Raw genomic sequence first — 15,002 nt, forward strand, 5'->3', positions numbered from 1 at the left:
TGATCACCGCCGCAGCACCGCGATCGTCCGGTTCGCGAACGTCAGCCGCTCGGCCATCACCGACACGAAGTAGGTCAAGAGCTTGTGACTGAGCGCGGGATCCTCGGTCTTGATCGCGTCGAACTGATGCGTGTTGAGCACGTATAGCACGCTGTCGACTTCGGCCTGGATCGTAGCGCTGCGCGGCGTGTTCGACACCAGGCCCATCTCGCCGATCGTGGTGTAGCGGCCGAGGCTGCGCACGCGCGTGGTGCGGTCGTCGTCGGCGGGGATCATGATGCCGACGCGGCCTTCGAGGATGAAGTGCATGGAATCGGCGGGGTCGCCGGCCTCAACGATCACCTCCCCGGCTTCGACCTCGATGCGGTGGCAGCGGCGGATCAACTCGTCGGCGTCGTCCTCGCTGCCGAGGATGCGCGCGAACCAGTCGCGCAGGCTGGCTTCTTCCTGCGCCAGCTCCCGGTGCTGCGAGATGAGCTCGTTCTCGCACCATTCCAGCGCGCGATCGAGCTCGGGGATGATGGTGACGCCCTCGCCGACGAAGTCGCTGGCGCGCAGCACCTTCTCGGCCGCGGCCGACAGATGCACCAGGATCAGCTCGACGCCGAGATCGCCTGCGCTGCGCTTGATCTGCGCAAAACTATAGGCCGCCGACGAATCCACTCCGGTGACGAGCTTGAAATCGAACAGCAGATAGCGGCATTCCGGGCGCTCCCGGAGCAGCCGCTTGACGTGCTGGTAGAGCCGGTTGGCGGAACCGAAGAACAGATAGCTCTGGAGGTTGAGGCCCTGGATCTTGCCGCCATGGGCCAGCAGCACGTCCTGGTCGTCGCGCGAGCGGTCGAGCGAGGAGCGATATTCCGATCCGTCGAAACTGTATTTGATCGACTTCACCCGCGCGGCGCTGAACGCAAACGTCGCGCAGCCGATGATGACGCCGATCAGGATGCCCGGCACGAAACCCCAGACGACGATGATCGCGATGATGGCGACCAGCGATACATATTCGAGCCTTGAGAGCCGCTTGCGCGACTCGATCAGCCATTTATGGAGCTGGTCGGCGCCGAGATAGAGCAGCAGGCCGCCAAGCACGAATTTCGGCATGAAGCCGAGCAGCTCCGGCGCGACGGCGAGCATCAGCAGCGAGATGGCCGCAACCGTGAGGCTGGACAGGCGTCCCCGGCCGCCGCTGCTGAAATTCAGGATCGTGCGGCTGACCGAGATGCAGCCGGCATAGCCGGCGAGCGCGCCAGTCAGGATGTTGGCGACACCTGTGACGTTCAGCTCGCGCTCCAGATTGGTTTCGCGATGCACGGCAACCTCGACTCCCGTCGTGTTGAACAGCGTGCTGGACGCCGTGACGAAGATGACGGCGACGACATTGCCAAGCAGGTCCGGCACGGCGGACCACGGATAATGCGCGAGGTCGTCGCTGTGCCAAGGCAGCATGAAGGCCGCGGGCGGCGGGGGCTGGAAGGTCCAGCCCAGGGCACGCGCCTCCTCCGGCGAGATCCCTGCGATCCAAAACGCCAGATGTGCCGTGAGCATGCCGCCGATCAGAATGACGGGCAATCCGAACGGGCTGCGCGAGCGGTGCCACGTCAGATAAAGCACCAGCGCCATCGCGCAGGCGGCGCCCAGTTCCGCAAGCGTGACGCCATTGGTGAAGCGCAACATCGTGGCGAACTGCATGGGATGATCGGTGATCACCCGGATCGCGCCCATGATGATCAGGAGCCCGGTGGCGCCGAGGAAGCCACCTATCACCGGATAAGGTACGTAGCGGATCGCGCGGCCCATCCGCGTCAGTCCCAGTCCGCACAGCACGATCCCGGTCAGCACGGTCGAGAGGCCTAGCGTGATCAGGACGGGCGAGAGCAGGGGTGCCGATAAATCGGCTGCTTCGATGCGTTCGACCAGCGAGGCGGCCAAAATGCCCGTCACCGCGGCGGTCGAGCTGTCAGGGCCGGCAACCGCGAAGGGTAGGGAGCTTCCCAGCCCGATGACGGCCGCGAGCACCGCGGAACTGATGAAGGTCGCGGCGATGCCGTAGGACAGATAGGGCGAGAGCGGTCCCGCGAAGATCAGCAGCGCGTAGGAAAGTCCGAAGGTGACGGTCAGGACGCTGGCGGCGCTCCCGCCCAATATGTCATTCAGCGCACGCTTGAGGGCCGGATTGAGCCCGGCCGACGGAGTGAAGCCAATTGCAGGATCGGTCACGCCGTGAAACTCGCTCATGAAAATTCCTGTTCGAGACGTAGACGACTGCGAGCCTAGCGCAACAGGATTCTTGCAAGTATGAGTTATCCGACAAGTTTGAGCGATGCTGATGGCTTCAGCCGTCGGCAGGTTCCGCGCCGGTCGGACGCGCGATCTATGGCGTGTGAACGGCCAATCATACGTGGTGGATGGAGGAGCCGAAGCGCCCGCCTTGCAATCGGTGTCGTGTTGGCGAAAGCCAGGACGCGCCGGGGAGGCATCGAGCCGGTCGGCAATGACGGAGCGAGACGAGCAGCCGGGCTAGATCTTCAGCTCGCTCCCCGTCACCCGTCGATAGGCCTCCAGATACCGCTTGCTCGTCGCCTCCACCACACTCGCGGGCAAAGGCGGCGGCGGGGCGTCGCCGTTCCAGCGGCCGGCGCGGCGCTCGACGTCGAGATAGTCGCGCAGCGGCTGCTTGTCGAAGCTCGCCTGCGGCTGGCCGGGCTTGTAGGCACTGGCCGCCCAGAATCGCGAGGAATCCGGTGTCATCACCTCGTCGATCAGGATGATGCGGCCGTTCTTGTCGCGGCCGAACTCGAACTTGGTGTCCGCGATGATGATGCCCTGCTCGCGCGCCAGTTCCTCGCCGAGCGTGTAGACCGCGCGCGTCATGCTCTCGAGCGTGTAGGCGACCTCCTCGCCGACGACTTCGCGCATCCGCGCGATGGTGATGTTCTCGTCGTGGCCGGTCTCGGCCTTGGTCGCCGGGCTGAAGATCGAGGGCTCCAGCTTCTCGCTTTCGACCAGACCCGCCTTCAGCTTCTCGCCGGCGAGCGTGCCGCTGGCGGCATATTCCTTCCAGGCCGAGCCCGAGAGATAGCCGCGGATCACGCATTCGATCGGGAACACGGTGGTGCGGCGGCAGAGCATGGCACGGCCGAGGATCTCGGCGCGGTGCGGCTTCAAGGCCGGCACGGCGGCAATGATCTCGTCGGTGTCGGCGCTGATCATGTGATGCGGCACCACGCCTTCGAGCTCGTTGAACCAGAACGCGCTGATCTGGGTCAGCACCGCGCCCTTCATCGGGATGGTCTCGCCCATCACGACGTCGAAGGCGCTGATGCGGTCGGTGGTGAGGAGCAGTAGGCGGTCGTCGTCGACGGCGTAGATGTCGCGCACCTTGCCGCGTCCGATCTTGGGCAAAGGCAGGTCGCTGGAGAGCATGGTGGTCATCGGCAAATCTTTCGCAGGCACGGCCTTCGACAGGAGATCACGGCCGCGCTGAATGGCCCGGCCAGGATCGGGATAGCCTATTCCGGCAGCGGAATGAACTCATGTTCCTGCGGAACCGCGGCGAAGCGGCCGGTTTTCCAGTCCTGCTTGGCCTGCTCGATCCGCTCCTTGCTGGAGGAGACGAAATTCCACCAGATGTGTCGCGGCCCCTCCAGCGCATCGCCGCCGAGAAACATCATCCGCGTGGCTTTGAGCGCCTTCACCGTGATGCGATCGCCGGGCCGGAAGATCAGCAGCCGGGGCCCTTCATAGCGCTCGTTCGCGATCTCGATCTCGCCGTCGACGACGTAGATCGCGCGCTCCTCGTGGTCGGGGTCGAGCGGCACGCTCGCGCCCGCAACCGCCGTGACCTCGGTGTAGAACCAGGGCGAGACCATCGTGACAGGCGAGGTGATGCCGAAGGCTGAGCCCGCGATCACGCGCGCGGTGAAATCGCGCTCGGAGATCATCGGCAGATCACCGGCACCGTAGTGCTGGAATGACGGCGCGATCTCTTCCGATCCGGCCGGCAATGCGATCCAGCTTTGCAGGCCCAGCATCTGCTGGCCCGAGGCGCGTTGCGCATCCGGCGTGCGCTCGGAATGGGCGATGCCGCGGCCCGCGGTCATCAGGTTCATCGCGCCGGGCTGGATCTCGCAGACGTTGCCCTCGCTGTCGCGATGCATGATGGAGCCGTCGAACAGATAGGTGACGGTGGCAAGCCCGATATGCGGATGCGGCCGCACGTCCATGCCCTTGCCGGAAACGAATTGCACCGGCCCGAAATGATCGAAGAAGATGAAGGGGCCGACCATCTGGCGCTTGCCATGCGGCAGCGCGCGCCGCACGGCGAAGCCGTCGCCGAGATCGCGCGTGCGCGGCACGATGACGAGATCGAGCGCATCGCAGGACATGGGATCGCCGAGCACGGGATCGTTCGAGGGTTGCCAGCTCATCGGTGGGCTCCTTTTATTGCGGCGATCGTAACAGGATTTGATGGTCCCGTCGCGACGCCTCCGCATTGCCGCGACGGTCTATTTGCCGTCATCGTGCGATATCGGCGATACCTAATCTGGAAACTGGGGCGGACGATGGTTTCTCCGATCAAGCCGGGCGCAAACCTGATCGAGGTCGACGGTCCCGGGATCGAGACTGCGCCTCATTCGGCGTGATCCATCTTGAAAAGCGCGGCCTGACGAAGGATGTTTGGTTGATTTCCACCGCGACCGATCGCATCACCAGATGACACTTGCCGCAACCGAACTTGCCTTTCGTGCCGCGTCCGTAGCGCTGCTGCTGGTGCTGGCGGCGTCACTTGTCTCGGATTTCCGCAATGTGCTCGCGGCCCGGCTCGGCGCTGCGTTCGCGCTGAGTTCGGCCGCGCATGCCGTGAGCTATTCGTTGGATGTCACGTCGCGGATCCCGCTCTGGCATGCACCGCTGATCGCATTGTCGACCGGCAGCATCGTGGTGTTCTGGCTGTTCACACGCTCCCTGTTCGACGACGAGTTTCACCTCCGCTGGTGGCACGGATCGGTCTGGGCGCTGGTGACGGCCTTCAGCTTCGCGGGCTGCGCCTGGATTGCACCCAGCGGCCATGTGCGGTTCTCGGTGACGGTGGTCAATCTGATCGTGCTCGGTTTCATCGCGCTTGCGGTCGGGCAGACGATGGCCTCCTGGCCGGCCGACCTGGTCGAGCGCCGCCGCAGCGCTCGCGTCTTCATCGTCTGCGCAACCGCGCTCTATGGCGGGCTGAACGCGGTGCTCCAGATTGCCGTCGCCGGGCACCACGTCGGCGATGTCGCCGAAACCATCAATGCCGGCGTGCTCGCCGGCACCGTTGCGGCGATCGTCTATGCCATGATGCGCGTTGACGGGGCGGACCTGTTTCCGGCCGCGGCGGAGCCCGCACCGCCGACTGCTTTCAGTCAGCCTGCGGCAGACGACACTGCCGACCAGAAGCTTGTCGATGCCCTGATGCGCCTGATGGCGGATGAGCGGGTCTATCGCCTGGAGAACATCACCATTGGCGTGCTGGCGGGCCGGCTGAAAATTCCGGAATACCGGCTGCGCCGGCTGATCAACCAGCGGCTCGGCTACCGCAACTTCAATGTGTTCCTGAACAATCACCGGATCGAGGAAGCCAAGGCCGCGCTGGCCGATCCCACCCAGGCCGAGGTCCCCGTCATTACCATCGCGATGGATGCCGGCTTCCAGTCGCTCGGCCCGTTCAACCGCGCCTTCAAGGCGGTCACCGGCGTGACGCCGACGGAGTATCGACGGCTCAAGGCCGATGCGGCTTAGATTATTATCCCGTTGAAACAACGCCAGAATTTCAAATTCGGCTAGCCCCGGTCAGTTTCGACGAGGCCGTATTTCAAATCCGGCGAGCACGCTTCGCCCGCATCCGGCTCCTTCTCCGCCACTCGCCCCGAAGCCGGAGAAAGCCCGTGACCCGCCGCCGCAAGATCATCCTCGCTACCACCGCCATCGCCTTTGCCGGCCTCGCCCTCGGCGCGGCGCGGGCCCGCGACGTGCCGAAGGTTGCCACCGGCTTCATCGCTGACACGCTCTGCTCGGAGACGTTCGTCTCCGGCCTCGATCCCATGCGCGACCTCGCCGAGACCACCGACGCGATGCCGGGCACGGGTCTGCTCACCTGGGCGATGAATCTTCAGGTCGATCGCGTTCGCAAGGATGTCACGGTGACGCTGTTCGGCATCGGCCGCAGCCACGCCGTCTATCGCGAGGGCCTCGGCTGCACGCTCGAACACGGACAGGGGATCGCCGACGTCGCGTTGCCGCCCGACGACAAGCAGACGGCGTTGCTTCCCGAGATTGCCGGTCCGGGACTGGTGTCGCCGCAAAGCGAGGAGCTGTCAGCCGCGCTCGACCGCGCCTTCGCCGAGCCCGCACGGCCGCCCTATCGCCGCACCCGCGCGATCGTCGTCATGAAGGCCGGCCGCATCATCGCCGAGCGCTACGCGGATGGCATTGGACCGGAGACGCCGCTGCTCGGCTTCTCCATGACGAAGTCGGTGATGTCTGCGTTGACAGGCATCCTCGTGCGCCAGGGCAAGCTGAAGCTCGACGGGCCTGCGCCGGTCGCCGCCTGGCAAAATCCGGATGATCCGCGTCATGCCATCACCGTCGATCAATTGCTGCGTCACACCGCCGGCATTGCGCTCGGAAGCTCGTTGGAGGCCTCGCTGGGCTCCGTGCTCGAGCCGGTCAACACCATGAAATTCGCCGAGGATGACATGGCTGCCTATGCCGCAAGCATGCCGCTCGCGACCGCGCCGGGCACGGTGTGGAATTATCACGACGGCAACACCATCATGCTCGCGCATCTGATCCGCAACGCCGCCGGCGGAAAACCCGAGGATGCGCTGCGCTTCGCGCGCCGCGAATTGTTCGCGCCGCTCGGCATGAAGCACGTCACGCTTCAGCTCGACGGCGCCGGTACGATCGAGGGCTCCAGCGAAATGCTGGCGTCCGCGCGCGACTGGGCGCGCTTCGGCCAGCTCTATCTCAACGACGGCGTCGCCGGCGGCAAGCGCATCCTCCCCGAGGGCTGGGTGAACTATTCCGCGACGGCCACGCCGCACGCCTGGGTCGGCATCGGCGCCGGCTTCTGGACCAATCAGGGCGACAGCTTTGGCGCGAAGTTTCGCATCACACACGGCTGGCCGCGCGATGCCTTCTTCGCCAAGGGCACGATCGGGCAATACACCATCGTGATCCCGTCGGAGCGGCTGGTGATTGTGCGCCTCGGTCGCTCGCCGAACGCGCCACCGCTAGCTGATGGTGTATTCGATCTCGTCCGCGACGTGGTCGCCGCGACGCGCGAGAAGGGGAAGATGGCGGGAGTGAATTGAGCTGTCTCTCACCCTGCCAGGGGAGGGTGGAGCGAAGCCGCGCGAACGCGACTCTATTACCGCCCCAGCTCCGTCGCCTTGGCGACGCGATCGAACCGCTCCAGCGTCATGATCGCATCCGCAAACTTCTCCGCCCGCGCATTCAGCACCGGGCGGGCCAGTGTCAGGAACTTCTGCTGCATGGCCTGTGCGTCCGGGAACGAATTCGGCTCGCCGGAGGGATCGGCGTAGAGCCGCTCGTGCACGCCGTCATCGGTGGTGATGCTGACGCGGGCGCCGAACGGATGGGTGCGGCCGACCTCGAGCCGGTCGTCCTGCACGACGTCGAACTTGTCGGCGAGCGCGTCGATGGCGGCGTCACCAAGGCGGCCATAGTCGTCCCAGCCGAACGAGCCCTGGTCGAGCGCGAGCGCGCCGGTGAAGAACATCGAGAACTGGCCGCCGACGATCGAGGTCGGATGCCGCTTGGTCGCGGCATCGCCGGTCAGCGTGATGCCGTTGCGATGCAGGCCGACCTCGACGCGCTTGACCTGGTCCGGCGTCAGATTGTGCTCGCGCCGCATCGCGATCAGCGCGTCGATCGCGGCATGGGTGTAGCGGCAGCTCGGATACGGCTTGACGCCGATCTTCATGGTCTCATAGGCCTTGCCGAGCTCGGCGACCGCCTTGTCCGGATGCGCATCGTCGGTGTATCCGGCGAGCAGGCCATGCTTGCCTTCCACCGATTCCGTCGCGCCGACGAAATCGGTGCGCGCTAGCGTCGCGGCGATCACGCCGTTCATCGCGGCGGCACCGACCTGATAGCGCTTGTTCCAGGCGCCGTTGACGAGGAATTGCAGCGAGCCCGCGGCCTGGCTGCCGGAGACGCCGAAGGCGGCGATGATCTGCGGCTCGGAGAGCCCGAACAGCTTGGCCGCAGCCGCCGCCGCGCCATAGGTGCCGGCGGTGGCGGTTGGGTGGAAACCGCGCGCATAATGCGAGGTCGGATCGAGCGCGTTGCCGAGCCGGCAGCAAACCTCATAGCCCGCCACGATCGCGGTCAGCACGTCGCGCCCGGAGGCGCCGACCATCTCGCCAACGGCAAACGCCGCCGGAACCACCGGTGCGCTCGGATGCAGCGAGGAATCGGCATGCGTATCGTCGAAGTCGAGCGAATGGCCGAGCGCACCGTTGAGCAGCGCCGCGACCGCCGGCGTCCAGGTCTTGGCATCGCCGAACACGGTGGACTCGCCCTTGGTGTCGAGCGCCAGCGCTTCCAGCATCTTCAGGATCGAGGGGGTCGATTCCGCCTCGCTGCGGGCCCGGATCGCGCTGCCGAGGAAATCCAGCGTCAGCACCTTGGCGCGATCCAGCACCTCCGCCGGAATATCCTGGTACTTCAGGCTGGCGACATAGGCGGCGAGCGTTGCGGTTTCGTGGGCCATCGTGTTTCCTCGTTTTGGCGCGCAAATTAGGCGGGCTGATTGGGCCTTTCAAGCGGCCTTGCGGCCGCGGGCACCAGCTATGCTTATGGCAGGTGCAAGAGGATCGGACCGGGACTTTCGACGATGGCACTCGCAAGACAAATGTTCGACCAGGTCTGGTCGCGAAAGACGCAATTGGGGCTGGCGGTCCGGGTCACGGTGGCGGCCACCGGGGCCTATGCACTTGCCACCGCCCTACACCTGTTGTTGCCGCTCTGGGCCGTCCTCACCTCCATCATCGTGACCCAGATGAGCGTCGGACGCTCGCTGAAGGCGACGCGCGACTACATGATCGGCACGATCGGCGGCGCCATCTATGGTGGCGCGATCGCAATCCTGATCCCCTATTCCGGCGAACTCGGTCTTCTGGGTTTGCTGGTGCTGGCCGTGGCGCCGCTTGCCTTTGTCGCGGCGATCTATCCGAACCTGAGCTCTGCAACGGTGACGGCGGTGATCGTGCTCGTGCTTCCGACCATGCATCATGCCGATCCCATGGCCTCGGCGATCGATCGCGTCAGCGAGGTCTCGGTTGGCGCCGTTACCGGGCTGCTGGTCTCGTTCCTGGTGCTGCCCTCGCGCGCGGTCCGGCAGATCCGCGCCAGCGCGGCAAAACTGCTCGAATTGATCGCGGAGGCTTTCACCGAATTGCTCGCCGGCCTGACGCGCGGCCGCGACAACGATGCGCTGCACCGGATCCAGGACGGCATCGGCACGGCAATGGTCGGCCTCAATGCGATCGGCGCCGAGGCCGAGCGCGAGCGCGCCGCGCGGCTGTCGGGCGGGCCCGACACCGGCCCGTTGCTGCGCACGATCTTGCGGCTCCGCCATGATGTCGTGATGATCGGCCGCGCCACCGTGGTGCCGCTGCCGGCCGAGGTGCAGATGCGCCTCGCCGCGCCGCTTGCGGAAGTCTCGAACGCGATCGACCGCTTCCTGCGCTCGGCCGCCGCCGCCATGCGCGAGGGTGCCGGCGCGCCGCCGATCCATCCCGTGCATGTCGCGCTCCAGCATTACGCCGACGCGGTTGCCGCCGTTCGCCAGGACGGCCTGATCCGCGGCCATTCCGGCGACACCGCCGAGCGCTTCTTCGCCATCGGCTTCTCGCTGGAGCAGATGCACCAGAATCTCTGCGATCTCGACCGCGTCGTCGGCGAATGGTCGGAGGCCGCGTCCGACAAGCCCGCGCGGTTGGCGGAGTGAGCTACCGTTTCGTCAGCCCCTTGCCCTGCATGCGCCAGAGCAGCAGGTCGATGCGGTCCTGGCCGAAGAACGGCTCGTTCTCGAACACGAAGGTCGGCACGCCCCAATGGCCGGATGCGGCGTGGTCCTTCTCGTTCTCCGCGATCACCTGCTCGTAACGATCCGGATCTGCGCTGATCGCAGCATCCATCGCGGCAAGATCGAAGCCGGCGGCCTCGGCGGCGCGCGCGAGATGGTCGCCCTCGTTCCAGCCCGCGACCGAGCCGTCCCACAGCACGCGCGCGATCGCGTATGTGAATGCGAGCGAGCGCCCTTCCAGCTGCGCCATCGCGCCCAGCCGGGTCAGGCGGTGGATGTAGGGCTGCTCCGCCGCGACATCGAACGTCACCTTGTCCTGCACGATCGGGTCCGGTCTCGGAAAGCGGAACGGAATGCCCTCGTGCTGCGCCACGCGCGTGCTGTCGAGCACCACATAGCGAATGAAGTTCGGGCTGGCTTTCTTGAAGAAGCCGGGCACGCGGACCGCGAGCGGATAGACCGGCCGCAGGTTCACCGCCAGATCGTACTCCGCGACCAGCTTCAGCGTCTTGGGCAGCGCCAGATAGCTGAAGGGACTGCGGTAGGAATAGAAGAGGTCGACGGCAAGGAGCGTTACGGGCGTCATCGCGCCGGCTCCACGATCCGCGCCATCATGCTGCGCACCACCAGCTTGTGGAACGGCATGATGAGGGTGAGGTAGCTGCGGCCGAGCAGATTGTTGGTGCGAACCAGCGTGGTCGATGTCACCTCGCGAGCTGCGGCATCGCCGGTCACGTCAACGACAAGACGAAAATCGAGATGGGAATCGTCAAAGCCCGCGACCAGCCGCTCCGGCGTCTCGCTCAGCACCGGAAACAGGCCGATCAAGCCGCCCGGCGCCGGTGCGCCTTCGCCCGATGTCTTCAAGCCGAACGGCGTTACCAGGATGTTGCGCAGGCGTATCAGCGCATCGATCCAGCGCGGCCCGTGCAGCACCATCCTCGTGCAGGCCTCGCGGGCGTTCACGGCCGCTGCGCCGATCTCCACGCGAAACGCATCGATGAACTGCGCGCCGGCAAGCAGCGTGCCGGCGTCGACATCGGGGGTGACTTCGCGGACCGTCCTGATCATCCCGCCAGTCTGCGCGTCAGCATTCGGAAGCGCAAGATCAAGAGCCCGGCATAGACGAACGTCCCGATCGAGAACCCGATCCAGACGCCGACCGCGCCCAGCCCGGCGTGGAAAGCCAGCACCCAGGCGACGGGAAATGCGACGCACCAATAGCCGATCGCGGCGAACATCAGTGTCATCCTGGTGTCATTGATGCCGCGCAGCGCGCCGCCCATGATGGTCTGGAGGCCGTCGGCAATGAAGAAGGTCGCACCGACCACCAGCAGCGTTGCGGTCAGCTCGACGGTGGCGGTGCTCTCGGCGCCGCTGCCGAAGAACAGCCGTCCTAGCTCATAGCGGCCGAGGATGATCGCGACCGTCAGCGCGGAGACCAGCGCGACGCCGAGCAGGGCCGCGACGAGCCCTGCGCGCTTCACCGCGAGCGGATCGTCGCGGCCGAAGGCCTGGCCGACCCGCACCGTCGCCGCCATGCCGATGCCGAGCGGCACCATGAACAACACCGCGGTGACCTGGAGCGCGATCTGATGGGCGGCGATCGCGGCGGTCGAGATCAGCCCCATCAACAGCGCCGCCGACGAGAACAGGCCATATTCCAGCAGCAGCGAGAACGAGATCGGGGCGCCGATCGCGATCAGCTCGCGCATCAGGGGCCAGTCGATCCGCCAGAGACGGGCGAGCGGGTGATAGTCCGCGAACGGCTTGCGCAGGCCGGCAATGGCGAGCGTTGCGACGAACGTGCCGAGATTGACCAGCGTGGTCGCAAGCCCCGCGCCGAACAGGCCGAGCTCCGGCAGGCCGAACAGGCCGTGGATCAGGACGTAGACCAGCGCCGCGTTGACGGGAATCGCCGCGAGCGTGATCCACAGCGGCGGCTGCGGCCGGTTCACCGCGCTCATCATGCTGCGCAGCGCGATGAATCCGAGCGCCGGCGCGATGCCCCAGGCCAGCCCGTAGAGATAGTGCTGCGCAAGTGCGGCCAATTGCGGCGTCTGACCGAGCGCGATCAGGATGTGGTCGCCATAGAGCGGCGAGGCCATCATCGGCAGCGAGATCAGAAACGCGACCCAGAGGCCGACGCGCAGGGAGCGGCGGATGCGCCTGACATCGCCGGCACCGAACGCCTGCGCGGCCAACGGCGACACCGCCGCCATCAACCCGAGCCCGAAGGTGAAGCTGACGAAATAGACCGTGTGCGCCAGCGCGGCCGCGGCGACCGCATCCTGGCCGAGCCGTCCGATCAGCGCGAGATCGGTCGTGATCATCGCGATCTGCCCGAGCTGCGTCAGCATCATCGGCACGGCCAGCCGCAGCGTCTCGACGAACTCGTCGGCGAGAGGATTGGGCGGCACGCCGGCTTGCGGCCGCGAAGGATGTCGGGCGGTGTCGAGCATGGGCGGCTCAATAGCACGACCGGACGACGAAAACATGGCCTCACTCGTGTCCCGGATGCACGGAGCGCGAGCCGACCCAGGATCACGAGCGCTGTCTTTGCGGTATGGGCCCCGGCTCAGCAGCGCATCACTGACGTGCTGCGCTGCATCCGGCGCACGAGATCATTTTCGGATTGGGAGGCGAAGTGCCTCAGCCCTTCCGTTCCGGCACGCGCTTGATCTTCGCGCCCAGCGCGTTCAGCCGTTCCTCGATGCGCTCATAGCCGCGCTCGATCTGGTCGGCGTTGTTGATGGTCGAGGTGCCCTCGGCGCAGACCGCCGCAAGCAGCATCGCCATGCCGGCGCGGATGTCGGGCGAGGTCATCGTCGCGCCGTGCAGACGGCTGGGGCCGGCGATGATGGCGCGGTGCGGGTCGCACAGCACGATGCGCGCGCCCATCGCGATCAGCTTGTCGACGAAGAACATTCGCGATTCGAACATCTTCTCGAACATCAGGATCACGCCCTCGCATTGCGTAGCGGTGACGATCGCAATCGACATCAGATCGGCCGGGAAGGCCGGCCAGGGCTGGTCCTCCAGCTTCGGCACGTGACCGCCAAAGTCGTCCTGGATCTTCATCGTCTGGTTCGAGGGCACGATGAGATCGTCGCCCTCGATGCGGCAGACGATGCCGAGCCGCTCGAAGCCCATGCGGATCGAGCGCAGATGCTCGACGCCGGCGCGCAGGATGCGCAGTGGCGAGCGCGTCACGGCGGCAAGCCCGATCAGCGAGCCGACCTCGATATGGTCGGGCTGGATCCGGTAGGTCGCGCCGCCCAGCGTTGCCGGCCCGTGCACGACCATGGTGTTGGTGCCGATGCCCTCGATCTTCGCACCGAGCGCGACCAGGAAGTTGGCGAGGTCCTGCACATGCGGCTCGGACGCGGCGTTGCGCAAATAGGTGACGCCGTCGGCGGCGACCGCCGCGACCAGCGCGTTCTCGGTCGCGGTGACGCTCGGCTCGTCCAGGAACACGTCAGCCCCGGCCAGCCTTGCCGCACGGAATTCGAGCCGGTCGGTCGCGGTGACCTTGGCGCCAAGCTGTTCGAGCGCCAGCACATGGGTGTCGAGCCGACGGCGGCCGATGACGTCGCCGCCGGGTGGCGGCAGCATCACTTCGCCGCAGCGGGCGAGCAGGGGCCCCGCCAGCAGGATCGAGGCGCGGATGCGCACGCAGAGCTCCGGGTCCAGATCGGCGGCGCGGATGCTCTTGGCGTGGATATGAAGCGTGTTGCGGGTGGTCCATTCGGCGGATGCGCCGACCGAGCGGATCAGTTCGACCAGCGTCTCCGTGTCGCGGATTCGCGGCACGTTCTCCAGTGTCACCGGATGCTCGGTGAGCAGGGCGGCCGCGATGATCGGCAGCGCCGAATTCTTGTTGCCGGACGGCTCGATCGAGCCCGAGAGCCGGTGACCGCCTTCGACGATGTACTGGATGGGCGCCACGGGATCTCTCGCTGTCCTGCTGGGTGGGGCGGGCTGTTTCGGGCGGAAACTACAGAGAATTGAGCGCGGTAGCAATTGCGCTGGCCGCAGCCGCCCGCGCCGATGTGCCTGCCAGACCCTCATGGTGAGGAGCGCGGGGAGGGCCTAGAACAAGCCGATGATATTCGCCACCACGTAGAGAATCGCGATGAGGATCAGTGCACCGATCATGACGAAGGAGATCTCCACCGCAATGGCGCCGGTGCCGAGGATGGCGGCCACGCCGGCCAGGAGCCGCTCCTCCCGGAAGATCAGTGAAAGGACCGAGAGCAGGATCGCAAGCAGGCCGAGCGAGATCGCGGTCGCGGATGCCGTTTCGCTCCAGCTTCTTCCGGCCGATTTTTCGATCCTGGGAGCCTGATATTCCACACCCTTCACGCGTGCGATCACGCGATCCTTGATGCGATGGCCGGTGTCGACGATGACCTGGTCCGCCGGTGGCGGCGGAAACACCATCGGCACGACCCAATGCGGCAAGACAGCGGCCATCAGCGCCAGCACGCCGACGATGCTGCCGATGATGCCAAGACGGCGGGATGATGGCGTAGCAGTGCTGGTCGCTGACGAGCTGGTCATGGCGTGACGTTTCCCGGCCGGAACTGGCCAACGGGTTCATGCCACTTCGTCGCGATGGCGGGAGGGGAGGTTCAGCTGAGGTGTTGCTACGAAGGCGGTGCGCCCCTCTCCCGCTTGCGGGAGAGGGCAGGGGAGAGGGTGTCGCCGCAACGGGACAATCCCCAAGAGGAGAAAGCCCCCCCCCGCCGCTTCGCGTCGACCTCCACCGCAAGCGCAGGGCTATCGCATATGAAGAAAAGCGTGGCGGGCAGCTTGCCTGCGGCCCATCCTTCGAGACGCCCGCCTACGGCGGGCCCTCAGGATGAGGTCGCGTTTTGCGGTGAGATATCAGACCCTCATGGTGAGG

The 15,002-nt window shown here is 66.1% G+C and carries 12 protein-coding genes; 3 read left to right on the forward strand and 9 right to left on the reverse strand.

Going from position 1 to position 15,002, the window contains the following annotated elements; translation table 11 throughout:
• Positions 1 to 3 precede the first annotated feature (3 nt).
• The 3 genes from OC450_RS21640 to OC450_RS21650 all read right to left on the reverse strand — a co-directional run bounded on the left by OC450_RS21640 (position 4) and on the right by OC450_RS21650 (position 4,430).
• The gene (locus OC450_RS21640; RefSeq protein WP_262048612.1) at positions 4 to 2,220 is read right to left on the reverse strand and encodes an SLC26A/SulP transporter family protein; all 2,217 of its coding nucleotides are present in this window, start codon (positions 2,218 to 2,220) and stop codon (positions 4 to 6) included.
• Between the two features lie 300 nt (positions 2,221 to 2,520).
• Complete coding sequence (locus OC450_RS21645; protein ID WP_211383925.1) at positions 2,521 to 3,435, reverse strand: phosphoribosylaminoimidazolesuccinocarboxamide synthase; 915 nt, start codon at positions 3,433 to 3,435, stop codon at positions 2,521 to 2,523.
• 77 nt (positions 3,436 to 3,512) lie between these two features.
• Positions 3,513 to 4,430, reverse strand: coding sequence for a pirin family protein (locus tag OC450_RS21650; protein WP_211383926.1), 918 nt, complete (start codon positions 4,428 to 4,430; stop codon positions 3,513 to 3,515).
• Between the two features lie 286 nt (positions 4,431 to 4,716).
• On the opposite strand from OC450_RS21650, the gene OC450_RS21655 reads away from it, so the two are divergent.
• Complete coding sequence (locus tag OC450_RS21655; protein WP_211383927.1) at positions 4,717 to 5,778, forward strand: AraC family transcriptional regulator; 1,062 nt, start codon at positions 4,717 to 4,719, stop codon at positions 5,776 to 5,778.
• 146 nt (positions 5,779 to 5,924) lie between these two features.
• Positions 5,925 to 7,352: a serine hydrolase domain-containing protein gene (locus OC450_RS21660; RefSeq protein ID WP_262048606.1), complete on the forward strand. Its 1,428-nt coding sequence runs from the start codon at positions 5,925 to 5,927 to the stop codon at positions 7,350 to 7,352.
• Between the two features lie 56 nt (positions 7,353 to 7,408).
• Here OC450_RS21660 and OC450_RS21665 read toward each other — a convergent pair whose 3' ends face one another.
• Complete coding sequence (locus OC450_RS21665; RefSeq protein ID WP_211383929.1) at positions 7,409 to 8,776, reverse strand: MmgE/PrpD family protein; 1,368 nt, start codon at positions 8,774 to 8,776, stop codon at positions 7,409 to 7,411.
• A gap of 123 nt (positions 8,777 to 8,899) precedes the next feature.
• Here OC450_RS21665 and OC450_RS21670 point away from each other — a divergent pair, with 123 nt between their 5' ends.
• Positions 8,900 to 10,015, forward strand: a complete 1,116-nt coding sequence (locus tag OC450_RS21670; RefSeq protein ID WP_256807615.1) for an FUSC family protein — start codon at positions 8,900 to 8,902, stop codon at positions 10,013 to 10,015.
• A 1-nt stretch (position 10,016) separates the two neighbouring features.
• Here OC450_RS21670 and OC450_RS21675 read toward each other — a convergent pair whose 3' ends face one another.
• The 5 genes from OC450_RS21675 to OC450_RS21695 all read right to left on the reverse strand — a co-directional run bounded on the left by OC450_RS21675 (position 10,017) and on the right by OC450_RS21695 (position 14,656).
• Complete coding sequence (locus tag OC450_RS21675; protein WP_262048607.1) at positions 10,017 to 10,679, reverse strand: 2-hydroxychromene-2-carboxylate isomerase; 663 nt, start codon at positions 10,677 to 10,679, stop codon at positions 10,017 to 10,019.
• Positions 10,676 to 11,164, reverse strand: coding sequence for a DUF2867 domain-containing protein (locus tag OC450_RS21680; RefSeq protein ID WP_211383932.1), 489 nt, complete (start codon positions 11,162 to 11,164; stop codon positions 10,676 to 10,678). The genes OC450_RS21675 and OC450_RS21680 overlap by 4 nt, the downstream gene beginning before the upstream one ends.
• On the reverse strand, positions 11,161 to 12,555 hold the full coding sequence (locus OC450_RS21685) for an MATE family efflux transporter (protein WP_211383933.1): 1,395 nt from the start codon (positions 12,553 to 12,555) through the stop codon (positions 11,161 to 11,163). The genes OC450_RS21680 and OC450_RS21685 overlap by 4 nt, the downstream gene beginning before the upstream one ends.
• 190 nt (positions 12,556 to 12,745) lie before the next feature.
• Positions 12,746 to 14,041 (reverse strand): UDP-N-acetylglucosamine 1-carboxyvinyltransferase, encoded by a 1,296-nt coding sequence (murA, locus tag OC450_RS21690; protein ID WP_211383934.1) that lies wholly within the window; start codon positions 14,039 to 14,041, stop codon positions 12,746 to 12,748.
• A 144-nt stretch (positions 14,042 to 14,185) separates the two neighbouring features.
• The gene (locus OC450_RS21695; protein WP_262048608.1) at positions 14,186 to 14,656 is read right to left on the reverse strand and encodes a hypothetical protein; all 471 of its coding nucleotides are present in this window, start codon (positions 14,654 to 14,656) and stop codon (positions 14,186 to 14,188) included.
• Between the last annotated feature and the right edge of the window lie 346 nt (positions 14,657 to 15,002).

The sequence above is a fragment of the Bradyrhizobium sp. Bra78 genome, assembly GCF_024519855.1.
Taxonomy (GTDB): domain Bacteria; phylum Pseudomonadota; class Alphaproteobacteria; order Rhizobiales; family Xanthobacteraceae; genus Bradyrhizobium; species Bradyrhizobium japonicum_G.